The organism is Nocardioides sp., assembly GCF_047602075.1.
In the GTDB taxonomy this organism is placed as follows: domain Bacteria; phylum Actinomycetota; class Actinomycetes; order Propionibacteriales; family Nocardioidaceae; genus Nocardioides.
On sequence record NZ_JASGIF010000001.1, the window covers coordinates 2232281 to 2259230 of the forward strand.

General features: G+C 69.0%; 25 protein-coding genes and 1 pseudogene. 11 read left to right on the top strand and 15 right to left on the bottom strand.

The genetic code is table 11. The features are described from left to right. The first annotated feature begins 81 nt into the window (after positions 1-81). A complete protein-coding gene (locus QM714_RS11290) occupies positions 82-1488 on the top strand; it encodes a glycoside hydrolase domain-containing protein (protein WP_415100460.1) in 1407 nt (468 codons plus the stop codon). On the opposite strand, the gene purQ is transcribed toward QM714_RS11290, so the two are convergent. Both purQ and purS read right to left on the bottom strand, forming a co-directional pair. Then, positions 1485-2147 (bottom strand): phosphoribosylformylglycinamidine synthase subunit PurQ, encoded by a 663-nt coding sequence (purQ, locus tag QM714_RS11295; RefSeq protein ID WP_415100462.1) that lies wholly within the window; start codon positions 2145-2147, stop codon positions 1485-1487. The genes QM714_RS11290 and purQ overlap by 4 nt on opposite strands. A gap of 116 nt (positions 2148-2263) precedes the next feature. Further along, a pseudogene (purS, locus tag QM714_RS11300) lies at positions 2264-2545 on the bottom strand (phosphoribosylformylglycinamidine synthase subunit PurS); the annotation flags it as partial. A 433-nt stretch (positions 2546-2978) separates the two neighbouring features. On the opposite strand from purS, the gene QM714_RS11305 reads away from it, so the two are divergent. Next, positions 2979-3491: a general stress protein gene (locus QM714_RS11305; RefSeq protein ID WP_415100464.1), complete on the top strand. Its 513-nt coding sequence runs from the start codon at positions 2979-2981 to the stop codon at positions 3489-3491. Positions 3492-4349: 858 nt separating this feature from the next. Here the strand turns inward: QM714_RS11305 and QM714_RS11310 are convergent. Beyond that, on the bottom strand, positions 4350-5894 hold the full coding sequence (locus tag QM714_RS11310; protein WP_415100466.1) for a long-chain-fatty-acid--CoA ligase: 1545 nt from the start codon (positions 5892-5894) through the stop codon (positions 4350-4352). A 61-nt stretch (positions 5895-5955) separates the two neighbouring features. Continuing rightward, a complete protein-coding gene (locus QM714_RS11315) occupies positions 5956-7446 on the bottom strand; it encodes an amino acid permease (protein ID WP_415100468.1) in 1491 nt (496 codons plus the stop codon). A 39-nt stretch (positions 7447-7485) separates the two neighbouring features. Between QM714_RS11315 and QM714_RS11320 the strand changes: the two genes are divergently transcribed. Genes QM714_RS11320 through QM714_RS11330 form a run of 3 tightly spaced genes read left to right on the top strand, consistent with a single transcriptional unit; the run spans position 7486 to position 9152 of the window. After that, on the top strand, positions 7486-7674 hold the full coding sequence (locus tag QM714_RS11320) for a hypothetical protein (protein WP_415100470.1): 189 nt from the start codon (positions 7486-7488) through the stop codon (positions 7672-7674). A 43-nt stretch (positions 7675-7717) separates the two neighbouring features. After that, positions 7718-8587: a hypothetical protein gene (locus tag QM714_RS11325; protein ID WP_415100472.1), complete on the top strand. Its 870-nt coding sequence runs from the start codon at positions 7718-7720 to the stop codon at positions 8585-8587. 22 nt (positions 8588-8609) lie between these two features. Beyond that, positions 8610-9152, top strand: a complete 543-nt coding sequence (locus QM714_RS11330) for an RNA polymerase sigma factor (RefSeq protein ID WP_415100474.1) — start codon at positions 8610-8612, stop codon at positions 9150-9152. Positions 9153-9258: 106 nt separating this feature from the next. Here the strand turns inward: QM714_RS11330 and QM714_RS11335 are convergent, their stop codons facing one another. Continuing rightward, a complete protein-coding gene (locus tag QM714_RS11335) occupies positions 9259-10155 on the bottom strand; it encodes a phosphoribosylaminoimidazolesuccinocarboxamide synthase (RefSeq protein ID WP_415100476.1) in 897 nt (298 codons plus the stop codon). Positions 10156-10215: 60 nt separating this feature from the next. Between QM714_RS11335 and QM714_RS11340 the strand changes: the two genes are divergently transcribed. Further along, the gene (locus QM714_RS11340; protein WP_415100478.1) at positions 10216-10764 is read left to right on the top strand and encodes a DUF421 domain-containing protein; all 549 of its coding nucleotides are present in this window, start codon (positions 10216-10218) and stop codon (positions 10762-10764) included. Between the two features lie 75 nt (positions 10765-10839). Beyond that, positions 10840-11454: a hypothetical protein gene (locus tag QM714_RS11345; RefSeq protein WP_415100480.1), complete on the top strand. Its 615-nt coding sequence runs from the start codon at positions 10840-10842 to the stop codon at positions 11452-11454. 158 nt (positions 11455-11612) lie between these two features. Here the strand turns inward: QM714_RS11345 and QM714_RS11350 are convergent, their stop codons facing one another. The 6 genes from QM714_RS11350 to QM714_RS11375 form a co-directional block, all read right to left on the bottom strand. After that, positions 11613-12629, bottom strand: coding sequence for a pyridoxal-phosphate dependent enzyme (locus tag QM714_RS11350; protein ID WP_415100482.1), 1017 nt, complete (start codon positions 12627-12629; stop codon positions 11613-11615). A gap of 97 nt (positions 12630-12726) precedes the next feature. Then, complete coding sequence (purB, locus tag QM714_RS11355) at positions 12727-14145, bottom strand: adenylosuccinate lyase (RefSeq protein WP_415100484.1); 1419 nt, start codon at positions 14143-14145, stop codon at positions 12727-12729. Between the two features lie 130 nt (positions 14146-14275). Then, a complete protein-coding gene (locus QM714_RS11360) occupies positions 14276-15034 on the bottom strand; it encodes a DUF402 domain-containing protein (protein ID WP_415100486.1) in 759 nt (252 codons plus the stop codon). Continuing rightward, positions 15027-15260 carry a hypothetical protein gene (locus QM714_RS11365; protein WP_415100488.1) on the bottom strand — a complete coding sequence of 78 codons (234 nt, stop codon included), beginning with the start codon at positions 15258-15260 and terminating at the stop codon, positions 15027-15029. The genes QM714_RS11360 and QM714_RS11365 overlap by 8 nt, the downstream gene beginning before the upstream one ends. After that, the gene (gene purD, locus QM714_RS11370) at positions 15250-16488 is read right to left on the bottom strand and encodes a phosphoribosylamine--glycine ligase (RefSeq protein ID WP_415100490.1); all 1239 of its coding nucleotides are present in this window, start codon (positions 16486-16488) and stop codon (positions 15250-15252) included. The genes QM714_RS11365 and purD overlap by 11 nt, the downstream gene beginning before the upstream one ends. A gap of 24 nt (positions 16489-16512) precedes the next feature. Further along, on the bottom strand, positions 16513-17796 hold the full coding sequence (locus QM714_RS11375) for an adenylosuccinate synthase (RefSeq protein ID WP_415100492.1): 1284 nt from the start codon (positions 17794-17796) through the stop codon (positions 16513-16515). A gap of 88 nt (positions 17797-17884) precedes the next feature. Between QM714_RS11375 and QM714_RS11380 the strand changes: the two genes are divergently transcribed. Together QM714_RS11380 and lysS are read left to right on the top strand one after the other, a co-directional pair. Continuing rightward, positions 17885-18799 (top strand): diacylglycerol/lipid kinase family protein, encoded by a 915-nt coding sequence (locus QM714_RS11380; protein ID WP_415100494.1) that lies wholly within the window; start codon positions 17885-17887, stop codon positions 18797-18799. A 148-nt stretch (positions 18800-18947) separates the two neighbouring features. Further along, positions 18948-20663: a lysine--tRNA ligase gene (gene lysS, locus QM714_RS11385; protein WP_415100496.1), complete on the top strand. Its 1716-nt coding sequence runs from the start codon at positions 18948-18950 to the stop codon at positions 20661-20663. Between the two features lie 13 nt (positions 20664-20676). Here the strand turns inward: lysS and QM714_RS11390 are convergent, their stop codons facing one another. Beyond that, complete coding sequence (locus QM714_RS11390) at positions 20677-22191, bottom strand: DHA2 family efflux MFS transporter permease subunit (RefSeq protein WP_415100498.1); 1515 nt, start codon at positions 22189-22191, stop codon at positions 20677-20679. 118 nt (positions 22192-22309) lie between these two features. On the opposite strand from QM714_RS11390, the gene QM714_RS11395 reads away from it, so the two are divergent. Further along, positions 22310-22723: a DUF3151 domain-containing protein gene (locus QM714_RS11395; protein WP_415100500.1), complete on the top strand. Its 414-nt coding sequence runs from the start codon at positions 22310-22312 to the stop codon at positions 22721-22723. Between the two features lie 173 nt (positions 22724-22896). Here QM714_RS11395 and QM714_RS11400 read toward each other — a convergent pair whose 3' ends face one another. Both QM714_RS11400 and fbaA read right to left on the bottom strand, forming a co-directional pair. Continuing rightward, positions 22897-23919 (bottom strand): hypothetical protein, encoded by a 1023-nt coding sequence (locus tag QM714_RS11400; protein ID WP_415100502.1) that lies wholly within the window; start codon positions 23917-23919, stop codon positions 22897-22899. Between the two features lie 264 nt (positions 23920-24183). Next, a complete protein-coding gene (gene fbaA, locus QM714_RS11405) occupies positions 24184-25218 on the bottom strand; it encodes a class II fructose-bisphosphate aldolase (protein ID WP_415100504.1) in 1035 nt (344 codons plus the stop codon). A gap of 240 nt (positions 25219-25458) precedes the next feature. Here fbaA and QM714_RS11410 point away from each other — a divergent pair, with 240 nt between their 5' ends. After that, on the top strand, positions 25459-26208 hold the full coding sequence (locus tag QM714_RS11410; RefSeq protein WP_415100506.1) for a septum formation family protein: 750 nt from the start codon (positions 25459-25461) through the stop codon (positions 26206-26208). 16 nt (positions 26209-26224) lie between these two features. On the opposite strand, the gene QM714_RS11415 is transcribed toward QM714_RS11410, so the two are convergent. Beyond that, positions 26225-26920 carry a TrmH family RNA methyltransferase gene (locus QM714_RS11415; RefSeq protein ID WP_415100508.1) on the bottom strand — a complete coding sequence of 232 codons (696 nt, stop codon included), beginning with the start codon at positions 26918-26920 and terminating at the stop codon, positions 26225-26227. Positions 26921-26950 lie beyond the last annotated feature (30 nt).

Genomic DNA, 26950 nt, shown 5'->3' on the forward strand with positions numbered 1-26950 from the left:
GTTCTCCCGAACGGGTGTTACTGGTGTGACTGATGAGGTTATGGTGGCGGCTCCCGACCCCAACTCGGTGTGGAGCCACGCATGTTCTTCCCCCGTCGCCTGGCCCGTCGAGCGACCGCTCGCACGGTCGCCGCGACCCTGACGCTCACCCTCACGATCGCCTCGTTGATGGTCGCCGCCGGGGCCTCGCCCTCGGCCGCGGCCAACCCGGTGACGCCGGGCAACTTCACCGGCTACGGCTTCGACCAATGCGTCGCGCCGACGCAGAAGGCGATGGATCGCTGGCTGAACTACTCACCGTTCCTGGCGGTGGGCATCTACATCTCCGGCGACTCCCGCGGCTGCCGCACCCAGCCCAACCTGTCGCCGACCTGGGTTCGGACCCAGCTCACCAAGGGCTGGCGGCTGCTGCCGATCACGCTCGGGCCGCAGGCGTTCTGCAACCCGCGATTCCCGCGCTACTCCGACGACAAGGTGATCAACGGCAAGCCCGGCAAGAGCGGGAAGTACAAGAAGGCCCGCAAGCAGGGGCGCCGTGAGGCCGGCACGGCGGTGGCGGCAGCCAAGGCGCTCGGCATCGTGTCGGGCAGCACGCTGTGGTATGACCTCGAGGGCTTCGACTCCGGCCAGACCCGCTGCCGGGAGTCCGCGCTGGCGTTCCTGAGCGGCTGGACCTACTCCCTGCACAAGCTCGACTACGTCTCCGGGGTCTACTCCAGCGCCGGCTCGGGCATCAAGATGCTCGACGACGCTCGGGTGACTCGCCCGAGCGCCTTCAACCTGCCCGACCGGATCTGGATCGCCCGCTGGGACGGCCTCGCGAACACCTCGACGTCGTACATCCGCTCCGACGGCTGGCTGCCAGGCGGCCGGATGAAGCAGTACCAGGGTGGCCACGACGAGGTCTGGGGCGGCGTGCGGATCAACATCGACCGCAACTACCTCGACCTGGGCAAGGGCTCGGTCGCCCCCGCCGAGACCCATTGCGACGGCGTCCGGGTCAACTGGCGCGAGTACCCCGCGCTCAGCCCGGACACGGCTCGGGCCAAGAAGGTCACCACACTGCAGTGCCTGCTCCAGGAGTCCGGCAGCTACGCCGGCAAGGTCAACGGCACCTTCAACAGCCGACTGCTCGACGCCGTCCATGCCTGGCAGGCCGACCACGGTCTGGCCGTCTCCGACACCTGGACGGTCAAGGCCTGGATGACCTTGCTCGCCGCGGGTCCCCGTCCGGTGGTGAAGGTCGGCTCAGCCGGCTCGCAGGTCCGCCGGCTGCAGCGCGCCCTGAATGCCGGGACCGGCGCACGCCTCCGGCTCACCGGCGTGGCCAACACCACCACCATCTCCGCCCTGCGCGCCTGGCAGGACGACGCCGATGTCAAGGTGACCGGCGTCCTCTCCCCCCGCCAGTGGCGCAAGCTTCCAGAAGGGCGTCCACTGATCCACGAGCTGCCACTCGTGGTTGCGCAAGGTGCCACTTCTGGTTAGGACACGGCCGCCAAACCGGCGAAGAAGCCGAGGCCGTCGGTGCCCGGGCCGCACAGCGACTCGATGGCGTGCTCGGGGTGCGGCATCAGGCCGACGACGTTGCCTGCGGCGTTGGTGATGCCGGCGATGTCGTGCAGTGACCCGTTGGGGTTGTCGTCGAGGTAGCGGAAGACGACCCGCCCCTCCCCCTCGAGCATGTCCAAGGTGGCCTGGTCGGCAACGAAGCCACCCTCGCCGTTCTTGAGCGGGATGGTGATCTCGGCGCCCTCGGCGTAGGCCGAGGTCCAAGCCGTGCGGTTGTTCTCGACCCGGATCCGCTGGTCGCGACAGACGAACTTGCGGTGGTCGTTGCGGATCAAGGCGCCGGGCAAGAGGTGCGACTCGCACAGGATCTGGAAGCCGTTGCAGATGCCGAGCACCGGCATCCCCCGCCCGGCCGCTGCGATCACCTCGCCCATCACCGGAGCGAATCGCGAGATGGCGCCGCAACGCAGGTAGTCGCCGTAGGAGAAGCCGCCGGGGAGGACCACCGCGTCCACCCCGTGCAGGTCGGCATCGCCGTGCCAGAGCGCGACGGCCTCGTGGCCACCGGTGCGTACGGCGCGCGCGGCGTCGACGTCGTCCAGTGAGCCCGGGAAGGTGACGACCCCGACCTTCATTCCTGCACCGGCTCCCGGTCCGCGGTCGCCTCGACGTCCGGAGCCGGCTCGACCTCCGGGGCCGCTTCACCAGCAGCCGACTCTTCGACCGCTTCGTCGGTCGGCTCCTCGACCGGGGCGGACTCCTCGACCTCCTCCACGACGGCGACCGGCTGGTCGGCGACGTGGACCTCGAAGTCCTCGATGACCGGGTTCGACAGCAGCGTCTCCGCCATCTTGCGGACTTCCTTGAGGCGCTCCGGGCTCGCGTCGCCGTCGAGCTCCAGCTCGAACCTCTTGCCCTGCCGCACGTCGGTCACGCCCTCGAATCCCAGCCGAGGCAGCGCCCCGAGGACGGCTTTGCCCTGCGGGTCGAGAATCTCTGGCTTGGGCATCACGTCGACGACGTATCGCGCCACAGTGGGGGCTCCTGACTTCGAGCGGCAGAGGTTGGTCCCGAGTCTATCGGTGGAGCAGGGTCGGGGATCAGGAGGTGAAGCCGCACGGCCCGAACCGCCGACCATCCGATGGCGCCGTCCCTGGCCTAGACCACTAGCCCTCCGTCGTATGGCGCCGCCGCTCCGACGCGGCCCGGCCAGCTCCCGAACGGTAAAGACTGCACGTGTTTCGCCATTCCGCCACGGGGCACCACGGCCCGGACCTAGCGTCGACCCCATGTTCGAGAACATCGACAACGTCATGATCGCCATGCTGCTCGGCCTGGCTGCCATGATCCCCTGGCTGACCCAGGTCGGCCAACTCGCTCAGCACTGAGCTCGGCCCAGGCAGGCTCGCCACCCGTCTCGCCGACGCGGTGTCCGACGGCGCCCCCGAACCGGGCACACTGGAGCCATGGCAACCTCACAGCCCGGCCCGCTTCGTAGCGCGATGCAACACCTCCAGTTGGAGTTCCCGCAGTCGCTGGCCGTCTATCCGACCTATCCCGAAGCTCAGCGCACCGTCGACTTCCTGTCCGACAAGGAGTTCCCGGTCCAGAACTGCATGATCGTCGGCACCGAGCTGAAGCAGATCGAGCGGATCACCGGACGACTGACCTGGGGCAAGATCGCCGCCGGCGGCATTCTGTCCGGCGTCTGGCTCGGACTCTTCATCGGCGTGATCTTCCTGCTCTTCAGCAAGTCCTGGGGCGTCGGCGAAGTGATCGGCACGGCAGCGTTCGGCGCCGTCTTCGGCCTGATCTGGGCGCTGGCGGGCTACGCCGCCACCCGCGGCCAGCGCGACTTCTCCTCGATCAGCACGGTGGTCGCCACGAAGTACGAAGTCCTCGTCGAGCACAAGCACGCCGCCCAGGCTCGCGAACTGCTGGCCGGCCTCCCCGGCGCCCTGCCCGACCCCTTCGCCTGAGCCTGGATCCGCGGACGGCACACCACGGTGGAGCCGTGCGTTGGCGGGTTGCTGGTGGTGGCGATCGACGGGCAGCTACGCCGGGGAGTGCCGCCGTGGGCTCGGGCCGCTGCCGGGTTGCTGGTCGTTGGTGGTGACCACCGAAAGGCACCTACGACGGATCAGCGCCGCTCGTGGTCCTTGCTCGCTGGCCGGGTCGCTGGTGATCTGTGGTGGCGACCGACGGGGCAGCTAAGCCGGGAGAGTCCCGTGGTTCGGGTTGTTGGCCGGGTGGCTGGTGTTGCCCGGGTTCTCGTGGCGGGGGTGGGTGTCTGCTGCGGTCTTCTTGCGTCTGCTGCGGTCTTGTGGTGGCAAAGTGCCCGGTATACCGGGTCTCCAGGCACCACAGCACCGCACCAGATGGGGCGGGATGTGGTTTCGGTCCATTCGGTGTGCTGTTTCGGAACAAACGACGCACTCTCACCCGACCTAGGGCCGAGACCTCGTCGATTGGGCGCAAACGACATCGAAAACGGCGTGTGGGATGTTGTTTTGGAACAATCGATGCACCCATCCGCCCGAGAAGCCATGGGATCACGGCGTTTGGACCGAAACAGCACGCCGATTGTTCCGAAACAACAGCAGACGGGCTCCGGGAGGCAGCCGGCCTGCAGTTTCAGCCCAAACGATGAAGCCGAAGACGACCGTGACCCGGCCAGCAGCCAGAACACAAGGACTGCTCTCCCGGTAGCTGCCCTGTCGGTCGCAACCGGAGGCGACCAGCAACCCGGCCAGCAGCCGGAACCCGAGGACTGCTTCCCCGGTAGCCGCCCTATCGGCGAGCACCCCCGCCGGCCAGCAACCCGGCCACAGTCCGCGCTACTTCAGCTCGCGCTTGAGGATCTTCCCGGTGGCGGTCATCGGGAGGGAGTCGACGAACTCGACGCTGCGGGGGTACTTGTAGGCCGCCATCTGCTCCTTGCCCCAGGCGACCAACTCCTGCTCGGTGAGCGAGGAGCCGGGCTGACGGATGACGACGGCCTTGATCTCCTCGCCGTGGACCTCGTCGGGGACGCCGATGACGGCGGCGAGCGAGACACCGGGGTGGGTCATCAGGACTTCCTCGATCTCGCGGGGATACACGTTGTAGCCACCGCGGATGATCATGTCCTTGGACCGGTCGACGATGTAGTAGAACCCGTCCTCGTCGCGGCGGGCCAGGTCACCGGTGCGGAACCAGCCGTTGCGGATGACCTCGGCCGTGGCCTCGGGGCGGTTCAGGTAGCCGCGCATGATGTTGTGGCCGCGGATCGCGATCTCGCCGATCTCCCCCACCTCGTCGACGGTGTTCCAGTCGGCGTCGATCAGCTTCACCTCGACGCCCCAGATCGGGACGCCGATCGAGCCCGGCCGGGGATCGCGATCGGGGTCGGAGAAGGTCGCGACCGGCGAGGTCTCCGACAGGCCGTAGCCCTCCAGGACCTGCACGCCGAGCCGGGCCTTGACCTCCTTGATGATCTCCACGGGCAGGCTGGCCCCACCGGAGACCGCCATCCGCAGGTTGCCTGCGATCTTCTCGACGTTGGCGCCCTCGAGCGCACCGAGCAGGCCCCACCACATCGTCGGGACGCCGGCGAAGTAGCTCACCTCGTGCTGATCCATCAGCGCCACCGCGGCGGCCGGTTCGAAGCGCGGCAGCAGCACCAAGGTGGCGGCCACCGAGAAGCCGGCGTTCATCTGCACCGTCGAGCCGAAGGAGTGGAACAGCGGCAGGGTGACCAGATGGGTGTCGGTGGCCGGTTGGGAGGAGAACAGCCGGTTGCAGGTGAGCGCGTTCAGCACCAGGTTCGCGTGGGTGAGCTCCGCACCCTTGGGCTGGCCGGTGGTGCCGCTGGTGTAGAGGATGACCGCGGTGTCGGTCTCCTCTCGCACTACGGTCTCGCAGGTCGGCGGCTGACCACCCAGGACCTCGGCGAGGGTCGGCACGCCCTCGATCGGCGAGGGAGCGCCGAGCTGCGCGGTCATCATCACGAACTGGTCGCACCCAGCGGCGGCCTGGAAGCCGGCGTACCCCTCTTCGCCCATGGCGAGCTCGGGGGTGCCCTCGAAGCAGAAGTAGACCTTGGCGCCGGAGTCGTCGAGGTAGTAGGTGTTCTCGCGGCCCTTGTTGAGCACATTGAGGGGTACGACGACAGCGCCGGCCTTGAGGATCCCGTAGTAGACGACCGGGAAGTAGGGCAGGTTGGGGCAGCTCAGCGCGACCCGATCACCTGGTCCGACCCCCTGGGAGACCAGATAGCCCGCCACCTGGCTGGCCATCGCGTCGACCTGGGCGTAGGTCAACTGCATCTCGCCGAGCACCAGCGCGGTGCGCGAGGGGTACTTGCGGGCGGAGTCCTCGAGGAAGATCGACAGGTTCAACATGACCTGAATCTAGCCGCGAAGCGGCCCGCCGTCTCCCCGGGCTGGGCCAGCCCAGCCCGGCTCACTCGTCGTGGCGAGAGTAGTCCCGCGCGGGGATCCCGATCCCTCGGCCGACCCGGGAGTGCCGGTAGCCGTAGGCGAAGTAGATGACGAAGCCGATCACCATCCAGATCAGGAACCGCAGCCAGGTCTCGACGGTCAGGTTGATCATCAAGAACAGGCAGATCAGTGCGGACAGCCAGGGCAGCCACGGCGACCAGGGCACCCGGAAGGAGCGCGCGAGGTCCCCTCGGTTGCGGCGCAGGACCGGCACGGAGAGGGAGACCAGGAAGAACGCGGTGAGAGTCCCGATGTTCACCATCTCCTCCAGCTTGCCGACCGGGGTCACCGAGGCGACCACCGCGACCACGGCGCCGATGGCGACACTGAGCAGCACCGGCGTTCCGGTCTTCGGCGAGGTCCGGGCGATCGCGGTGGGCAGCAGGTTGTCACGACTCATCGCGAAGGTGACTCGGACCGCACCGATCATCAGGGTCATCACGACTGTCGTCAGACCGGCGACGGCACCGGCCGAGATCAACGTCGCATAGCCGTCCTTGCCCCGATCGATGAAGGCCGAGGCGAGGGCGGCGTCGGGGTTGATGTCGGAGTACTTGACCATCCCGGTGATCACCAGCGCCACCGCGACGTAGAGGATCGTGCAGATCACCAGCGAGCCGATGATGCCGCGCGGCAGATCCCGCTGCGGGTTCGCCGCCTCCTCCGCGGTGGTGGCCACCACGTCGAAGCCGATGTAGGCGAAGAAGACGAGAGAGGCGGCGAACATGATCCCGGCGACGCCGTACGCCTGCGGGCTGCCGGTGATCAGTTGCAGCAGCGGCGTGTGCAGGACCTTCTCGTTGCCCTCGATCGGCTGCCCCTTCGGGACGAACGGGTGGTAGTTGTCCTTGTTGATGAAGCCGATCCCGGCGACGATCACGAACAAGACGATGAAGAGCTTGACCCCGACCAGGACCAGGTTGACCCGCAGCGACTCCTTGATGCCGTAGGCCACTAGCGCGGTCAGCAGTGCCACCAGCAAGAACGCGGCCAGGTTGAACCGGTCGCCGTAGCCGAGGTGCTCTGGCCACGCCACGCCGATCTGGTTGAGGAAGGTCTCGAAGTACGACGCCCACCCCTGCGCGACGACCGACGCGCCCAGCATCATCTCCAAGAGCAGGTCCCAGCCGATGATCCAAGCGACGATCTCGCCGAGGGTGGCGTAGGAGAACGTGTAGGCCGACCCCGACACCGGCACCGTCGAGGAGAACTCGGCGTAGCACAGCGCCGCCAGGCCACAGCAGACCGCCGCGAGCACGAACGAGAAGACCACCGCAGGCCCGGCATAGGCCTGGGCGACCCGACCGGTGAGAGTGAAGATGCCGGCCCCGATGATCACACCGACGCCGAAGACGGTGAGGTCCAGAGCGGTCAGTCGCCGCTTGAGCTGGAACTCCGGATCCTCGGTGTCGGCCAGGGACTGCTCGATCGACTTCGTGCGCAGAACGTCCATGACTCGACGCTATGCCCTACCTCGGAGTAATGCGGTGGTGTGGCCGGCGACATCAGCACCATCTCGACCGAGGCTGGCACCGTTCGCGCCGAAGCACGCTTCCGCGACTGGGACGGCGAGGTCCGCAAGATCCGCGCCACGGGAACGACCGTGAAGGCTGCCAAGCAGGATCTCCGCACATCTGGGAGGAAGCAGTGCCAACTGCTGCGGGCCTCTGTGACGGCCTGACACATCCATGGTGAAGGCTGATAACCCACTTCCTGGAGGAAGCATGCACACGCCGCGATGGACTGACGAGCACTCTCGGACGATCACCGCCGCTGCGCCACCGGTGCTGACGGCATCCGAGACGGAGCTGGACCGGACTTGGGCCAGGGTCCGGGAGGACCTGCCGACCGCCGAGGTGCCGCGTCGTCGCCGGCCGCGGGTCGCCATCGGAGCCGCAGTCGTCGCGGCGATCCTGGGAGTGGGTGGCGTCGCCACTGCGGCGGTGCTGTCCGCCCACACCGGCCGCTACCCAGCGGACGCTGAGGACCTTGAGCTGGGTGGGCCGGGCGAGTACCTCGACGCCACCGCGCCGGACTTCCCCTCGGTGATCGATGAGGTGACCGACGACATCCCGTTCCCCAGCAAGGCCACCCGCGCGATCGCGCTGCGGGCGCTGGTGGCCGACGAGCGGCGTGATGCCGAGAACGAGCACAGCGGCGACGCGACCACCGGCGCGATGCGCTACTGGGTTGCCCGCGACGCGGTCTGCTCCTGGGCCAACAGCTGGTCCGCAGCAATGGCCTCCGGCGACGCCACCGGCCAGACCCGAGCCGCTGAGATGCTGGAGGGCGCCACGGCCTGGCCGGCGGTCACCGACGTCGACCCCGAGCAGCGGATCGAGTACCGGCGCAAGCGGATCCTCGACCCGAGAACGGGGCAGCGAGTGACGCGGACGGTTTGGGTGGAGAACACCCCGGCCGGCTACTTCCCGCTGGTCCGCAAGGCCGCCCAGGATAACGATCGCGACGCCATGGCTGCCGTGCTCGGTGTCTGGGGACCCTGCACCGCCGCGCAGATGCCGGACTTCCCGCAGGCGCTCGACACCGACCGCGCCGTGGCCTACCTGCAGGCACTCCCGCTGCCGCGGGACTGACCAGGACCGGGTGGGACTGAACATGGCACGCACGATCACGACCGAGGAGTTCGAGCAGTTCTACCGGACGACCGCGCCTGAACTGTTCGGCTATATGAGACGACGGACCGACGCCGACCCGGAGAACCTGGTTGCCGAGGTCTACGCCGTCGCGTGGCGGCGTCGCGCGGATCTTCCGGGACCCGTCCTGAGGCGGGCCTGGCTCTTCGGCACGGCCCGCCGGCTCCTCCTAGCCGAGTCGCGACGTCGTGGCCGGGAGGAAGAGCACGCCGGGTACCCGGTGCCGCTCGACGTGGCGGCGCAGGGGCCGGACCATCGGCTGGAGGAGGCAGTCGCGACGGCGCTGTTGCGGCTGTCTCCCGAGGACCGCGAGCTGATCTTGCTGGTGGAGTGGGAGCGGATGACCCCGGCCGAGGTCGCCGTAGTGCTCGGCATCAAGCCGGGCGCAGCCCGGATGCGCCTGCACCGAGCTCGGCAGGCCCTCGCGGCCGACCCCACGATGCGCGAGCTCGTCCGAGAGCACCCGCCTCCGGTGAGAATGGCCGTGATCGCCCCACACGACTAAGGGCCCGTTCAAGCGGCGCAGTCCAGTGGTCCGCTAGTAGGGGCCAGCCGACGCGGGGTGGAGCAGCTCGGTAGCTCGCTGGGCTCATAACCCTGTGGTCGACGGGTCAGAACTGCTGGCCGGTGAGCCGCTGGAACGCTTCGAGATAGCGAGAGCGGGTGCGCTCGACGACCTCGGTGGGCAGCGGGGGCGGCGGCGTGCCACCGGCGCGGTCCCAGCCGGACTCCGGCGAGAGCAGCCAGTTGCGCACGATCTGCTTGTCGTACGACGGCTGGGCGCGGCCCGGCTGCCACTCGTCGGCGGGCCAGAACCGGCTGGAGTCGGGAGTCAGCACCTCGTCGGCGAGCACCATCGTGTGGTCGTCGCGGCGACCGAACTCGAGCTTGGTGTCGGCGAGGATGATGCCGCGCTTCCGGGCGATCTGCTCGGCCCGGCCATAGACGGCCAGGGTCAGCTTGCGCAGCTCCGCAGCCGTCGCGTCGCCGACGCTGCCGACGACGGCGGCATAGGACACGTTCTCGTCGTGGTCGCCCAGCTCGGCTTTGGTGGCGGGGGTGAAGATCGGCTCCGGCAGTCGCGACCCGTCGAGGAGTCCGGCCGGCAGCGGGATCCCGCACACCTCACCCCTGGCGTCGTAGTCGAGCAGACCCGACCCGGTGAGATACCCGCGAGCGACGCATTCGACGGCGTACATCTCGAGCGCCTCGCAGATCACCGCCCGGCCCTTCACCTCGGTCGGGACGTCGGTGGACACGACGTGGTTGGGCACCAGGTCGGCGAGCTGGTCGAACCACCACAGCGACATGCGGGTGAGGATCTCGCCCTTGTCGGGGATGCGGGTGTCGAGGATGAAGTCGAACGCGGAGATCCGGTCGCTGGCCACCATCAGCAGTCGGCCGGCATGCTCGCCCTCGTCGATGCGGTAGAGGTCACGCACCTTCCCGGAGTGGACATGAGTGGTGCCGCTGATCGCGGGCGCGTCTGGGATGTTCAGCTCCGCCATGGCGTCAGCCTATTCGGCGACAGGCTGTTCGGCGACAGGCGAGTCCGCCACGATGTCCCCATGTGGAACGACCTGATGGACATCGGAACCTCAGTCCCCGACAAGCTGGTGCGGACGATCGCGGTCTATGTCGCCGTCTCCGTCCTGCTCCGGCTGGCGGGCAAGCGCGACCTGGCCCAGCTCAACACGATGGACCTGGTGGTGATGCTGCTGCTCTCCAACGTGGTGCAGAACGCGATCATCGGCCCCGACAACTCCCTCCTCGGTGGCCTGATCGGCGCGGTGACCTTGCTGGCCGTCAACGCCGTGATCGTGCGGGTGGTGCGCTCCAACGACCGCGCCGCGCGCATCATCGAAGGCGCCCCGACGACGCTGGCCGAGGACGGGAAGTGGCTGCCTGAGGCGCTGAAGCAGGAGGGTTTGCGGCTGGCCGACGTCGAGGCAGCGCTGCGTCGGCAGGGCGCCAACAGCGTGGCCGAGGTCGACGATGTGCGTCTCGAACCCAGCGGGTCCATTGTCGCCTCCCTACGGGAGTCCGAACAGGGCGCGACGCGAGGCGACATCGCCAGGCTCGAGGCGAAGCTCGACCGGCTGCTGCGGCAGGCCTGAGGGCTCACCGGCCGGCGGCGTACGGCGGTGCGGGGTCACCGTACGCCGGTCGCACGGCTCTGGCAGGCTGGGGGAATGCCGGAGTCAGCCGAAGAGGTCCAGGCGCGCATCCAGACCGCGGTCGGCGAGGGCGGTCGACTGCCGATGCCGCCGGTGCACGAATGGGAGATCTTCCCCTGGGAGCTGATCGACGGTGAGCTGGTGCCGAAGGTGGTCGAGGTGATCGAGGCCGAGCCACCCCGCGCCGGTGCCGACGGAGTGGGCTGCTTCAGCTGTGTCGGCGACGGCAACGCTATCCGGATCTGGGAGAACGACCGCTGGAAGGTCACCCATCCGCCGGCTCCGACCGGGCTGCCACTGGTGCTGTGGCTGCACAGCAAGGAGCATCTCGACTTCGCCGACATGGGCGACGACCTGGCCGCCGAATATGGCCGCCTGTCGGTGTGGCTGTGCCGGATCATCGAGCGGATGCCCCACATCGGCCGGGTCCATGTCTGCCGATGGGGCGACGGGTCGGAGCACCTGCACACCTGGTTCCTCGCCCGCACGGCGCGACTCTCCCCCGTGCTGGGCTCCTTCGCGGCCGAGTGGGACGAGATGCTGCCTCCGCCGCCCGAGGAGGTCTGGCGCGCCGACCTCCGGGCCGTCGCGACCAAGCTCGCCAACCACGACGGTTTCGCGCTGGTGTAGCCAGCTGGTGGAGCGCGTGTCTACTACGCGTAGCTGGCCGCCTGGATGCGGTAGAGCTCGGCGTAGGTGCCGTCGCGAGCCATCAGGTCGTCGTGGCTGCGGGACGGAGTTGTCACGACAACATCACCCTAGAGCCCCGTCGTCAGCTCCGGCACGCGTCAGGCCGCCGGACCGAGGGCCACGCGCAGCGTCGAAGTCGAGATGTTCGCGCCACAGGAGACGACAGCAATCGTCTGCCCGGGTCGCAACGGCCCCGCCTGGAGGGCCGCGGCGATCGCGGTGGCAGCCGCGCCCTCGACGAGCTGGTGCTCGGTGTCGATGACCAGTTGCAGCGCCTCGTGGATCTGCCCCTCGGTCACCAGCATCCATTCGTCGACCAGCTCGCGGCACAGGGGGAGCGTGACGGCTCCCGACTCGATGCCGCCCGCCGTGCCGTCGCTGATCGTGGGCTGCGCGTCGACGTCGACCACGCGCTCGGCCTTGACAGAGGCGGCCATGGCGGCGTCGTTGGCCGGGGAGGCGCCGATGACCCAGGTCTCCGGGAAGGCACTCTTGATCGCGGCCGCGACGCCGGAGATCAGTCCGCCCCCACCCACCGCGACGACGACGGCATCGACCGGGTCTGACCCGAGCTGCTCGACGATCTCGCGCCCGACGGTGCCCTGCCCCGCGATCACGTCGAGATCGTTGTAGGGGCTGACATAGGTCATGCCGAGCTCCGTGGCCAGCGTCCGGGCGAGTCCTTCGGTCTCGCCGGCCTCCCGACCGAGGAAGCGGACCTCCACGTCGTCGTACCGTCGCAGCGCTGCGACCTTCGCCGTCGATGCCCTCTCCGGGACGCAGATGATCCCGGCGCCACCGAGCGATTGCAGGGCCTGCGCGACGCCGAGTCCGTGGTTGCCGCTGGAGGCCGTCACGACGCCAGCGGTCCTGTCCTCCGGCGACAGGCTGAGGATCTTCGCCAGCGCGCCACGGACCTTGAACGAACCGGTCCGCTGCTGATGCTCGCTCTTGACCAGCAACCTCGCCCCACAGAGCTCGCTGGCCGCGGCGTAGTGCACCAACGGCGTGCGGACGACGTGGTCGGCGATCTCATCGGCGACGAGTGCCGACATCTCCGCCACTGTGCTCGCCAGGGACGACAACGCTGTCTGGTCTGGAGCATCACCGGTCATGGTCGGGCCTCCTGAGGTCGAGGCGGCTCAACCGGCAGGCAAAGCCGTCGACCGCTGCTCATCCACACCAGTGTCGCCCGGCCCGGCCCGCTGGTCGCTAGAGGATCGCGCCGGGTGAGTACGCCGCCGCACCGGGATGGTTTGCGACCACGGCGGCGACCTTGCGGCAGACCTCCTCGGTCTGGGCGACAGCCGCGCCGGTGAAGGCGATCGGCTTGGCCACCAGCTCGTCGATCTGCTCGCGGTTCAGCGGCAGCCGGGAGTCGTCGGCCAGCCGGTCGAAGACGTCGTTCTCGGCCTGGCCCTGTCGCATGTCCAGAGCGACACCGACCGCTGCGTCCTTGATCGCCTCGTGACCGGCCTCTCGGCCGACCCCCGCGCGCACGGCCGCCATCAACACCTTGGTGGTGGCCAAGAACGGCAGATAGCGGTCCAGCTCGCGCTGGATCACCGCGGGGAACGCACCGAACTCGTCGAGGACGGTGAGGAAGGTCTGGAACAGGCCGTCCGCGGCGAAGAACGCGTCGGGCAGCGCGACCCGGCGTACGACCGAGCAGGAGACGTCGCCTTCGTTCCACTGATCACCGGCCAGCTCGCCGACCATCGACAGGTAGCCGCGCAGCACGACGGCCAGGCCGTTGACCCGCTCGCAGGACCGGGTGTTCATCTTGTGCGGCATCGCCGACGAGCCGACCTGACCCTCCTGGAACCCCTCGGTAACCAGCTCTAGCCCGGCCATCAGCCGGATCGTGGTGGCCAGGTTGGACGGCGCCGCCACCAGCTGGACCAGGGCGGCGAGGGCGTCGAAGTCGAGGCTGCGGGGGTAGACCTGACCGACGCTGGTCAGGGTGTGGTCGAAGCCGAGGTGGGTGGCCACTCGACGCTCGAGCTCGGCGAGCTTGTCGGCGTCGCCGTCGAGCAGGTCCAGCATGTCCTGGCTGGTGCCCATCGGCCCCTTGATGCCACGGAGCGGATAGCGCGCGAGCAGTTCCTCCGCCCGCTGCACCGCGACCAGCAGCTCGTCAGCCACCGTGGCGAACCGCTTGCCGAGCGTGGTCGCCTGAGCAGCCACGTTGTGACTTCGACCAGCCATCACCGTGGTCTCGTGCTCGGCGGCCAGCCGGGCCAGTCGCGCGAGGGCGGCGACGGCGCGATCACGCAGCAGCGCCAGGGACTGTCGCACCTGCAGCTGCTCGACGTTCTCGGTCAGGTCGCGCGAGGTCATTCCCTTGTGGATGTGCTCGTGGCCGGCGAGCGCGCTGAACTCCTCGATGCGTGCCTTCACGTCGTGCCGCGTCACCCGTTCACGCGCGGCAATGGAGTCGAGGTCGACCTGGTCGACGACCTTCTCGTAGTCCGCGATCACGCCCTCGGGGACATCCACGCCCAGGTCGCGCTGCGCCGTCAGCACCGCCAGCCACAGCCGCCGCTCGAGCACGATCTTGTGCTCGGGGGACCAGATGTCGCGGAGCTCGGCCGAGGCATAGCGGTTGGCCAGCACGTTGGGGACACTCACGGGTGGAATGCTACGGCGCCGGGAGTACGACGACCGCTCGGCGGCCAGTCGGACAGGCAAACGGGCCTCTGCGGCGATCGACCACACGGGGCGGAGCACCCGTAGGCGTCGTTTGCCTGTCCGACTGGCCTCATGGGCTGGTCGGGAGGTTCAGCGGCTCGTCCCACCCGGCCGGCGGTCGCCACGACTCCCAGCCCTCGTCGAGTGGCCAGGCGCGCGGCTCGATGAGGTCGCGACGACAGACATCGGCGAGGGCAGTAATGACCGCGGACTGCTCCGCGGTAAGTCCACCGGCCCGGGTGAATGCCGCCAGCTCGTCTTCGTCCTTGAGCCACAGCTCACCGGCCGCGTCGAGCCACAGATCGAGGGTCAGGTCGCGAGTGATCACCCGTCGATCGGCTCGGTGGTGGACCAGCTCGAGATTGATGTAGTGGCCGGCGAACGCGTCACTGTCCCAGAAGTACCAGAGCGACCACGGCACGCCGGTCGGCGCGATCCTCAAGATGCCGTCGCCCTGCCAGGTCGAGAGCCTGTGTTCGTAGGCACCCTTCAAGACCAGCTCCGCCCGCTCTTCCAGCGAGCGGTCGCGCAGGCCGAGACCGTCGTTCGGCACCGCGGCGATCCGCTGGGAGCCAGCTGACAGCCAGGCCACCAGCCCACGGGAGTCGTCACGCACGACACGTAGCGGGTCGACGCCGAGGGCGTAGTGCCAGGTGATGACAGTTCCCTCGACGAGGTATGGCGAGTCGCCCGCCAGGCGGGCCGGAGGCCCGTCGACCGGCAGCCGCAGCGGCTCAAGCCCCGACTGGTCCACCGCACCCGGGTCCGCGGCGAGTCCCGTCAGCCTGCGCATCGTCCCGCCGCTCTCGGACAGCTTCTCCTCAGCCACGCGGAGTCCAGTCGCCCCGGGGCCTCCACCACCGGTCATCGCGCTCCAGCAATGCAGCGACGTCAGCCGCGTCGTCGAGTACAAGCGGACTGCCCTCGGTCAGCACGCTCGCCAAGACGGAGCCGTCGTCGGAGACAACTCGCTCCGAGAACTCCAACCATGGCAACCCGTGCAGCACTTCACGGACGACGATCCGCGTCCCCGGCGCGAAGGGCTCAGCGGCCATTGGCGATGTCGGTGCGCCACTGGGCGCCGGGGAAGCTGATGGCCTCGATCCCGTGGTAGGCCTTCGCGCGAGCGTCGGCGATGTCGGCGCCGACGGCGGTCACGGCGAGCACCCGACCGCCGGCGGTGACGAGATGGCCCCCGGCGTCGCGCGCCGTCCCCGCGTGCAGGACGTGCACGTCGTCGCGACCGGCCAGGCTCTCCACGCCGTCGATCACGTCACCACTCGAGGAAGACTCCGGGTAGCCCTTGCTGGCCATCACCACGGCCACGGCCGCACCGGGCTTCCACGCCGGCGGGGGCACGGCGGCGAGGGTGCCCGTCGCGGCGGCGTACAGCAGCGGTGAGAGCGGCGAGTCGAGCAGGGCCATCAGCGGCTGCGTCTCGGGGTCACCGAAGCGGGCGTTGAACTCGATGACACGGACGCCGCGCGAGGTCAGGGCAAGGCCCGCGTAGAGGAGACCCGCGAACGGCGTGCCGCGGCGCGTCATCTCGTCGACGGTCGGCTGCAGCACGGTGCGCAACACGTCGTCGACCAGGTCGTCCGGCGCCCAGGGCAGGGGCGTGTAGGCGCCCATCCCGCCGGTGTTGGGTCCCTGGTCGCCGTCTCCGATGCGCTTGAAGTCCTGGGCCGGCTGAAGTGGGTAGACGGTGCGTCCGTCGGTGAGGGCGAAGAGGGAGACCTCGGGACCGTCGAGGTACTCCTCGATGACCACGCGGCCACAGGCCGCGGCGTGGTCCAGCGCCGCTTGGCGGTCCTCGGTCACGACGACGCCCTTGCCGGCGGCGAGACCGTCGTCCTTGACGACGTACGGCGCCCCGAGATCGTCGAGCGCAGCAGCCGCCTCCTCCGCCGTCTCGCAGACGCGAGCACTCGCGGTGGGGACTCCGGCAACCTGCATGACGTCCTTGGCGAACGCCTTCGAACCCTCCAGCTGAGCCGCCTGCCGGGTCGGGCCGAAGCAGGCGATCCCAGCCGCACGCACCGCATCCGCGACACCCGCGACCAGCGGCGCCTCCGGGCCGACGACGACCAGATCGATGCCCAGCTCCCGAGCCAAGTCAGCCACCGCCGCCCCGTCCATCGGGTCGACGTCGTGCAGCGTCGCAACCTCGGCGATGCCCGGGTTGCCCGGCGCCGCGTGCACCTCGCTCACGCCCGGGTCGCGACTCAGCGCCCATGCCAGCGCATGCTCGCGCCCGCCCGTCCCGATCACCAGGGTCCTCACGGGCGTCGATCCTAGTAGCGTCGCTCAGTCCCGGACGAGCAGCGTCTGCTCACGGCCGGGGCCGACACCGACACCCCAGATCGGGGTGCCCGAGATCTCCTCGAGCGTCTCGACATAGCGCTGGGCGTTGGGCGGCAAGTCGGCGAAGGAGCGGCAGCCGGAGATGTCCTCCCACCAGCCCGGGAGAAACTCGTAGATCGGGCGAGCGTGGTGGAACTCGGTCTGCGTCATCGGCATCTCGTCGTGGCGCTCGCCGTCGACGTCGTAGGCCACACAGACCGGCACCCGCTCCCACGACGAGAGCACGTCGAGCTTGGTGAGGAACAGGTCCGTCAGCCCGTTGATCCGGGAGGCATAGCGGGCGACCACGGCGTCGTACCACCCGCACCGGCGGTTGCGGCCCGTCGAGACGCCGACCTCGCCGCCGATCTTCCAGAGCTTCTCGCCGTCCTCGTCGAACAGCTCGGTGGGGAACGGGCCGGCGCCGACCCGCGTGGTGTAGGCCTTGATGACCCCGATCACCCGGTCGATCCGGGTCGGGCCGACCCCGGCACCGATGCAGACGCCGCCGGCCACCGGCGAGGAGGAGGTCACGAACGGGTAGGTCCCGTGGTCGACGTCGAGCATGGTCGCCTGGGCTCCCTCGAACAGCACCGTCTGGCCGTCGTCGAGGGCCCGGTTGAGCAGCAACGAGGTGTCGGCGACCAGCGGGCGCAAGCGGTCGACATACCCCAGCAACTCCTCGACGATTGCCTCCGGCTCGATCGCCCGGCGGTTGTAGACCTTGGCCAGCAGGTGGTTCTTGACCTCCAGCGACGACTCCACCTTCTGCCGCAAGATGCCCTCGTCGAAGAGGTCTGCGACGCGGATGCCGAGACGGTTGACCTTGTCGGAGTACGCCGGACCGATGCCGCGCCCGGTGGTGCCGATCCGGTTGGCGCCGAGGAAGCGCTCGGTCACCTTGTCGATCGTGGAGTGGTACGACGCGATGACGTGGGCGTTCGCCGACACGATGAGAGGGGAGATCTCCACCCCTTGGTCGCGCAAGGCGTCGAGCTCGGCGAAGAGCGCCTCGGGCGAGACCACGACCCCGTTGCCGATCACCGAGGTGGTCCCCGGGGTGAGGATCCCCGACGGCAGCAGATGGGTCGCGAACTTCTGGCCGTCCACGACGATCGTGTGTCCGGCGTTGTGCCCACCCGAGGTCCGCACGACGTAGTGGATGGTCTCCGTCGTCGCCAGAAGGTCGGTGGCCTTGCCCTTGCCTTCGTCGCCCCATTGGGCGCCTAGGATCACGATCGCGGGCATCGCGCCCTCCTCCACCTCGTCTGCTTGGCCCACCGATCGGGTTGCGCAAGGCACGCTACCAAGAACGTGCCCAGGTATCGTCCGCATGGTGGACCCACTGCTGGTGATCAGCAACAGCGACGCCGGGACGGCCGACCAAGAGGCCCTGGAGCGCGGACTGGCCGTGCTCCGGTCCGAGGCGTCCGTCGAGTTGGCCAGCACCTCCAGCCCCAGCGAGTTCGACGGCGTGCTTCACCGTGCCGGGTCGCGGCGGATCGTGGTCGCCGGCGGCGACGGCAGTCTGCATGCGGTCATCGCCGCGCTCTACCGCCGCCACGACCTCAAGCGAGCCGTGCTCGGGTTGCTGCCACTCGGCACCGGCAACGACTTCGCCCGGCACCTCGACGTCCCGCTCGACGTGGAGGAGGCCGCCCGGGTGGTCCTGCACGGGACGGTGCGACCGATCGACCTGATCGTCGACGAGGTCGGCGACGTGGTCGTCAACAACGTCCACGTGGGGGTGGGCGCCGAGGCAGCGACCAAGGGCGCGGGCTGGAAGGAACGGCTCGGCTCGGTCGGCATCGGCGGGGTCGACCTGGGCCGCCTCGGCTATCCCATCGGCGTCGTGCAGGCCATCGTGATGCCACCCACCCTGCGACTCCGAGTCGAGGTCGACGGCGAGGTGGTCAACGATCTCGACCAACCCGTGCTGATGGTCGCGATCGGCAACGGCAGCTCGGTGGGTGGCGGCGCCGACCTGACGCCGGCAGCCGACGCCACCGACGGCCGCGTGGACGTGCTGGTGTCCCGGGCCGTAGGCCCGGTGGCCCGGGTCGCCTACTCCGCCCAAGTGCTGGTGCGTCGCCACGCCGAGCGTGACGACGTCCTCACGCTCCGAGGTGAGCAGGTCTCGGTGTCCGGCGCGGAGTTCTGGTGCTCCGCGGACGGCGAGGTCTACGGGCCCGAGCGGCAGCGGACCTGGCGGGTCGAGCCGGCGGCGTACTCCATGGTCGTCCCCGCCTGAGGGCCACCACTCGCCCGGTTTCGCATCGGCTCTGCTCGCGCAGCGAAACCCCGTGGAGGGCGGCCAGACAGGGTTGTTAGCGTTGCGGGTCGCATCCAGACCAGCAGACCACCACCAGCAGACCTACCAGTAGACCGGGAGCAGACCGATGGCCCGACGCGGATCCAGTGGCGACCCGACCGACTGGGTCACCCGCGCCGCGGACGACGCCATCCGGCACGCGGGCGAGGGCAACCTGGTCACCTGCGCCTCCGGCATCTCACCGTCCGGTCCGATCCACCTGGGCAACTTGAGGGAGTTCTTGTCGGTGCACTTCGTCGCCGACGAGATCCAGCGCCGCGGCGTGCCGGTGCGGCATCTACAGAGCTGGGACGACTTCGACCGCTTCCGCAAGGTGCCGCACGGCGTCGACGAGTCCTGGAACGACCACATCGGCCGCCCGCTGTCCGCCGTGCCGGATCCTTGGGAGTGCCACCCCAGCTGGGCCGAGCACTTCAAGGCGCCGTTGCGCGATGCGCTGCGAGAGCTCGGCTGCACGATGGTCGAGATCGACCAGGCCGAGATGTACACCTCCGGTGCCTATCGCGACCAGGTGCTCGAGGTGGTCGCCCGTCGACACGAGATCGACGAGGTGCTGGACCGCTACCGCACCAAGAAGGCGATCAGCACCGACAGCGACGAGGAGGCCGCCGCGTACGCCGACTCGGTCGCCTTCGACGAAGACGACGCCGGCGATGCGGGCGAAGACGACGCCGCAGACGATCTGCGGAACTTCCCCTACAAGCCCTACTGCCGCCAGTGTCAGCGCGACCTGGTCACGCTCACGTCGTACGACGACGAGACCACCGATCTTGCCTACGTCTGTCGCGCCTGCGACTTCAGCGGTGTGACGAACCTGTCCACGCAGTTCGAGGGCAAGCTGGTCTGGAAGATCGACTGGCCGATGCGGTGGGCCTACGAGAAGGTCGACTTCGAGCCCGCCGGCGCGGACCATGCCAGCCCCGGGTCGTCCTTCACTGTCGGCCACGAGCTGGTCGAGAAGATCTGGGCGTGGCCGCGGCCGACCTGGTTCCGCTACTCCTTCGTCGGCTTCGCCGGGATGACCAAGATGTCGTCCTCGAAGGGCGGGGTGCCGACTGCCGCCGATGCGCTGGAGGTGCTCGAGGCGCCGCTGCTGCGCTGGCTCTACGTGCGCCGACAACCCAAGCAGGCCTTCGACATCGACTTCGGGCCCGAGGTGGTGCGGCTCTACGACGAGTGGGACGCGCTGACTCGCAAGGCCGCCGATCCGGCCAAGCGTGACGTCCAGGTGCTTGCCTGGGAGCGCGCGTCCGCGACCGCCGCGGCCGGTCGGCTGCCGACGCCCGAGGTCGTCGTACCCTTCCGGGTGCTCTCCTCGGTCGCCGACGTCACCGCGGGGTCGGCCGAGCAGATCAGCCGGATCGTCTCCGAGGTCGGCCACGCCCACGACAGCGTCGCCCAGTTGGAGCCGCGGTTGAGCCGGGCGATGAACTGGGTCGCCGGCTATGTGCCCGCCGAGGAGCGCACCCTGGTGCGGGACGCCCCGGACAGCGAGCTGCTGGCCGGGTTGTCCGAGCGGGAGTCACAGTGGCTGGATCTGCTGGGCGAGGGGCTTAGCGAGGCGGGGGACCTGGAGTCGGTGACGGCGCTGGTGTACGGCGTTCCGAAGCTCGCCCGCGGGCTGGCCGTGGATGCCGCCCCCACCGACGAGGTGAAGGCGGACCAGAAGGAGTTCTTCCGCCTGCTCTATCGGCTGCTGGTCGGTGCCGAGCGCGGCCCTCGGCTGCCCACGCTGATCATGGCGCTGGGCACCGACCGGGTCCGGTCGCTGCTCGCCCGCTGACCCCTTTGGTCGGTCAGTCGGCTGTCGCAGCCGCTGGTGTGGCCTCGGCAGCGGCCAGGTGTCTGGCCTGTTCGTAGAACATCGACGCGACCAGCCCGACCACTAGGACCAGCGCGGGCAGCAAGGTGGCCTCTGCCATCGCCTTGCTGAACGGGTCGAGGACAGCGGCCGGCAGACCACCTGCGGCAGCACCGGCCTCGCTGGGTGAGAAGTCGAGGCCGTTGGCTGCCAACCGGGAGTCGATCAACACCGCGATAGCCGCCGAGCCGAGCACGGCACCCACCTGGCGGGTCGCGTTGTAGACACCCGCACCCGCACCCGCCTGGTGCATCGGCAGGTTGCGGTTGGCGGTGGCGCTGGTCGGCGCCCAGACGAAGGCGCTGCCGGTGCCGAGCAGCGCCATCGGCAGCAGGATCTCCCAGGTCGCCGAGTCCGGTGTCATCACCGCGGCGAGCCACAGCAGCGAGGCGATCACCGCTGCGAAGCCGAAGACGGTGAGCAGCCGAGGATGCACCCGGTCGGTGAGCTTCCCGACGCCGGGCGCCAGCACGATCGACATGATCGCCATCGGCACCATCAACAGCGCAGCCTTGGTCGGCGAGAGCCCGCGCACGAGCTGGGCATAGAGCATCAGCGGGAAGCCCAGCGCAGTCACCGCACAGCCCATGCTCGAGATAGCCAGGTTGGCCAGCGAGAAGTTGCGGTCGCGGAAGAGGCTCAGCGGCACCAGCGGCTCGTTGCGGTTGAACCTCTGCCAGATCACGAAGGCGATCAGGAGGACCAGACCCAGCCCGATCAGCAGCGGCACCGAGATCCAGCCCGTGATGGTGGACCAGTCGTACTGATGACCCTCCTGGATCCCGAACACCAGCGCCACCATGCCGATGCCGCTCAGTGCGACCCCCAGCCAGTCGAACTTGTGCGGGTGGGTCTCCAGGTGCGGCACCAACCGCCAGGCGAGCACGAACCCGAGCACGCCGACCGGCACGTTGATGAAGAAGATCCACTCCCAGCCGAGTGCGTCGACCAGCACACCACCCAGCAGCGGGCCGACCAGCGTCGCCACGCCCGCGGTCGCTCCCCACAGCGACATCGCCCGACCGCGCGAGTCGGCCGGGAAGATCCGGGTGATGATCGCCATCGTCTGCGGCGTCATCATCGCCGCACCCAGCCCTTGGAACACCCGCGCCAGGATCAGCATGCCGACCGAGCCGGTCAGCCCACACCACAGTGAGGAGAGCGTGAAGACGGCCAGGCCGACCAGGTAGAGCCGTTTCTGCCCGAATCGGTCTCCCAGCCTGCCGGTGATCAGCACCGGGCCGGCGTAGGCCAACAGGTAGGCACTGGTCACCCACACGACGTCGTTGACGTCTGCCTGCAGGTTCTCGATGAGCGCGGGCGTCGCGACTGACACGATGGTCATGTCGACCAGGATCATGAAGAAGCCGAGGCAGAGCGCGAACAGCGCTGGCCACGGGTTGTCGTGGGCCGCGGTGCGGGCCTGGACATGCTGGGTCGTCTGGGTCACGACTCCACTCAACACCTCGGCACCGACAACTGTTCCTCCCGCGGAGAACGTTCGAGTTCGAACGTTCTTGTTTCCGGGGTGTCGGCGGCTCGATCGCTGGGGTGAGAGGCTGTCCGACATGAGCCATGTCGACCTGCTCGCCGGTCCCCCACCGACGCTGCTGCCCGCCGATCCTGCCGACGACGAGTTGGCGGCAGGCGAGCCGCCCGCTGCCGTCGTACGTCGCCGTCCGGCCTCACCCGCCGCCTGGGCCGCCCTCGCGACGCAGGCGAAGGAGGCCGGCGCCGACGACGTCACGGTCTACGCCTATGCCCGGGTCGGCTACCACCGCTCGCTGGACGTGCTGCGCCGCAACGGCTGGAAGGGGCACGGCCCGGTCCCCTGGGAGCACGAGCCCAACCGCGGTTTCCTGCGTAGCCTCGCCCTCCTGGCCACCTCCGCCCGCGCCATCGGCGAGACCGACGAGTGGGAGCGCTGCTCGGAGTTCCTCCGCGACTCCAGCCCCGCGGCGTACGACGAGCTGCTGGGCTGACTCCCGCTGCTGGCGGCCCGGTGCTGGCCGTCTTCCCGTCTGCCGCGGTCCTGTGGTGGGCAAATCGGCCTGAAATGGCCCCCGGAGCCACCACTGCACCGCGGCAGACGTCGTAACACCGCGGCAGACGTCGTAACACCGCGGCAGACAGGGCGCCCACCGAGCGGTAGACCTCACCGGACGGACCGTGGGTGGCTCCTGGCGAACCGCTCCAAGTGCTCGGGAAGACGGTCGCCGAACCGCTGCCGGGTTAGCGCGTACTCTCGGCGGAGGCGGGCGATGGCGAGGTCGCGCTGCTCACCCCAGAAGTCTGACCAGACGATGCGAGACATGCCCAAGCCGACCGAGCAGATGTCGCGCTCGCGCAGCTTTTCCGCCCAGATGACCTCGCTCGGATCCTCGGCAAGGCCGCCGTCCTCCACCCGGCGATACTTCACTCGGCCGTCTACTTCGAACACATGGCAGCCCACACGCAGGTCGCACCACACGGTTCTGTCCCCGAGCCGGACCGCGAACTGAGACTGCACCTCCCCGAGCCCAAGCTCATCGACAAGGATCCGGCCCAGCGATTCCGCCGGACTCTCGGCCCCGGGGTCCGAGAAGTGCAATGCGCGCCGGGCGACCGTGACGAACGGCCAGTGCTTCATCCGGGCGAGCTCGTGCTCATACTCGCGTGGAGTCGCACCGCGACGCCGAGCCGCATCGATCGCGACCACGCCAGCGGGGAATCCGTGTTCACGCGCAAGATCGAGAGAGGTTCGTGCCAGCCCTGTGACCAAGACGCCGTCCAGGTCATTGATCTGGGCCGGGGACTCCCGCCCGAGGTGATGCTTGACCCCCCACTCGGTGCGCGTCCCGAGCACGCCCTGTCGGGTGACGTGAATCAGCGGGCGCATGGGACGCAGGAGGGGCAAGTCCATCGCCCGCGCCGCCGAGTCGTGGCTCAACGCATGGGGCAACCTCATCGAAAGGTGGGCAGCCACATCCGCCATCAAGGCACGCTCGGAGTCGCTGGCGGCGTCCCACCTCTCACGGACGGCGTACACACCCCGTCGCACGCTGATCCACGGACCGCGTGGGCCGGCACGCGTGCGCACCTGTTGCGGAGAGTGGCCACTGTCCAGCGCCTGTCTGCGGGTGATGAGCCCCCACTGCGCCGCAAGGCCAGTCGCACCTCGAATGTCTTCGTCTGACATGCCACCACGGTGCGCCGAACGGGCGAGCCGCGGATGACCACAGCCCTCGGGCTGTGGACAGGCACCCGGAGTTGGCCCCTGTGGACGGTATCTGGTCCACCAACTCCCGCAGCCTCCTCGTCTGCCGCGGTGCTCGGTTGTCTGCCGCGGTCCTGTGGTGGCTCCGAAGGCCGATTCACCCCGGTTTGCCCACCACAGCACCGCGGCAGACGGGGGACCGCAACCACAGACCCGCGACAGACGACCAACCAGCAGACGGGAGGCTCAGGCGCCGAGGGAGTGGCCCACGGAGCGGAGGTTCTCACACGCCTCGACGACGCGGGCGGCCATGCCAGCCTCGGCGGCCTTGCCCCAGGCACGCGGGTCGTAGATCTTCTTGTTGCCGACCTCGCCGTCGATCTTCAACACGCCGTCGTAGTTCTTGAGCATGTGGTCGGCGACCGGACGGGTGAAGGCGTACTGCGTGTCGGTGTCGACGTTCATCTTCACCACGCCGTAGTCGACCGCGGCCGCGATCTCCTCCGGCAGCGAGCCGGAGCCACCGTGGAAGACCAGGTCGAACGGGCGGGAGCCCTCGGGCAGGCCGAGCTTGGCGGTGACCGCCTCCTGGGCCGCCTTGAGCACCTCCGGGCGCAGCTTGACGTTGCCGGGCTTGTAGACACCGTGCACGTTGCCGAAGGTCAGAGCGGTCATGTAGCGGCCGTTCTCGCCGATGCCCAGCGCGGCGACGGTGGCGAGCGCGTCCTCGGGGGTGCTGTAGAGCTTGTCGTCGATGGCGCCGACGATGCCGTCCTCCTCGCCGCCCACGACGCCGACCTCGATCTCCAAGATGATGTGCGCCGCGGCGGCCTTGGCGAGCAGCTCCTGGGCGATCTCGAGGTTCTGGGTGAGAGGTACGGCGGACCCGTCCCACATGTGCGACTGGAAGAGAGGAGCCTCGCCGCGTTGCACCCGCTCGGCGGAGATGTCGAGCAGCGGCCGGACGAAGCCGTCCAGCTTCGGCTCGGGGCAGTGGTCGGTGTGCAGCGCGATGTTGATCGGGTAGGACTTCGCGACCTCGGCGGCGTACGCCGCGAACGCAACCGAGCCGGAGACCATGTTCTTGATCGTGGGTCCGGAGAAGTACTCCGCGCCGCCCGTCGAGACCTGCACGATGCCGTCGGAGCCGGCCTCGGCAAAGCCCTGCAGGGCCGCGTTCAGCGTCTGGGAGGAGGTTACGTTGATGGCCGGGAAGGCGAAGCCCTTCTCCTTGGCCGTGTCGAGCATTTGGGCATAGACCTCAGGGGTCGCGATGGGCATCGGGGTTCTCCTAGCGCACGATCCGGGCAGACGGTCCGGGATCCTCCCCTGGGTGTCGGGGCCCCAGCACCGGTGGCTCCACCCTAGTCCTCGCCGAGACGCCCGATCTCATCGGTCACGGTTCGATCACCGACTCACCATGTCGGGTGCGGGACCGCCCGACAGGGCCGTACGATGCGGCAGCCGTGCCCGCGAGCCCCGCGCCGTACGCCCCCGACCCTCGGATCACAGGAGCACGACGTGAAGCACCTCGCCGCGGCCCTGATCGCCGGCCTCACCCTCAGCCTCGTCCCGGCAGTCAGCCACGCCGCTACCGCTGCGGCTGGCGACCCCGACTACCACCGGCCGACGGTTGGCGAGTGCCGCAACTACGACATGGCGGAGCTCTTTCAGCAGTCGAGCACCTCACCGACCGTCGACTGCGCCGGCAGGCACACGGCCAAGGTGCTCTCCGTCGTGACGCTGCCGAAGAGGTACACCTGGGCGACGATCACCATGCCCGAGGTGAACGAGATCCTCTATCGGAAGTGCTATCCGGCCTGGGATGCGGCGCTCGGCGGCTCCATGCGCCTGCGGGACCTGACGACCTACACCAGCGGGTGGTACGTGCCTACCAAAGCGGAGAAGAGGAAGGGGGCACGGTGGATCCGCTGTGACCTCATCCGCTACCAGGGCAACAAGCTCGCCACACTGCCGACCGACATCGTGCCGATGCTTCCCTCGCCTCCACTCCCCGACGACCTCGCCCGGTGCCTGGTCGGGAAGAACTTCATCTGGACCACCTGCAACAAGCGCCACCAGTTCCGCGCCACGGGCACGTTCGTGATGAAGACGAAGAAGTACCCCAGCAGGAAGAAGTTCATCAAAGCCGGGACCAAGCGCTGCCGCAATCTGGTGTCGTCCGAGGACTACCGCTTCAGCTGGCCGTTCGACGACCGTTGGAAGACTGGCGACCACGTCGTCGTCTGCTACTCCAAGACCAAGCACTGACGAGGCCCGCCCAGCCTCACCCCCGCCAGGCAGCCTCGCCGGAAAGGTCCGCATGCTCGCGGATCCAGCCGTGCATGGTGATCGCGGCGGCGGCGGAGGCGTTGATCGACCGCGTCGACCCGAACTGAGCGATCGAGAACGTCTGGTCGCACGCGGCCCGCGCAGCCTGCGACAGCCCCGGCCCCTCCTGGCCGAACAAGAAGCACACCCGACGCGGCATCCTCATCGTCTCCAGGTGCGCCGAGCCGGGCAGGTTGTCGATGCCCAGCAACGGCATCACACCCGAGGGCAGCCCGCCCAGGTAGTCAGCCAGCGCCGACACGTCCGGGTGGTGCCGCACATGCTGGTAGCGATCGGTCACCATCGCACCGCGACGGTTCCACCGACGGTTGCCGACGATGTGGACCTCGGCGGCCAGGAAGGCGTTCGCGGTCCGCACGATGGTGCCGATGTTGAAGTCGTGCTGCCAGTTCTCGATCGCGATGTGGAAGTCGTGGCGCCGGGTGTCGAGATCGGCGCGAATCGCCTCCATCGTCCAGTAGCGGTAGCGATCGACCACGTTGCGCCGGTCGCCCTCGGCCAACAACCGGACGTCGTACTCCTCGCCCGTGGGCCACTCCCCCACCCACGGGCCGACGCCGACCTCGGTGGGGCCGTGCGGCATCGGGTCGTACGGCGCGCGCTGGTCCATCGGGTGCACAGTAGTGCCCATCGCCGGAGGTTCGTCGGGCGGATTCGGTGT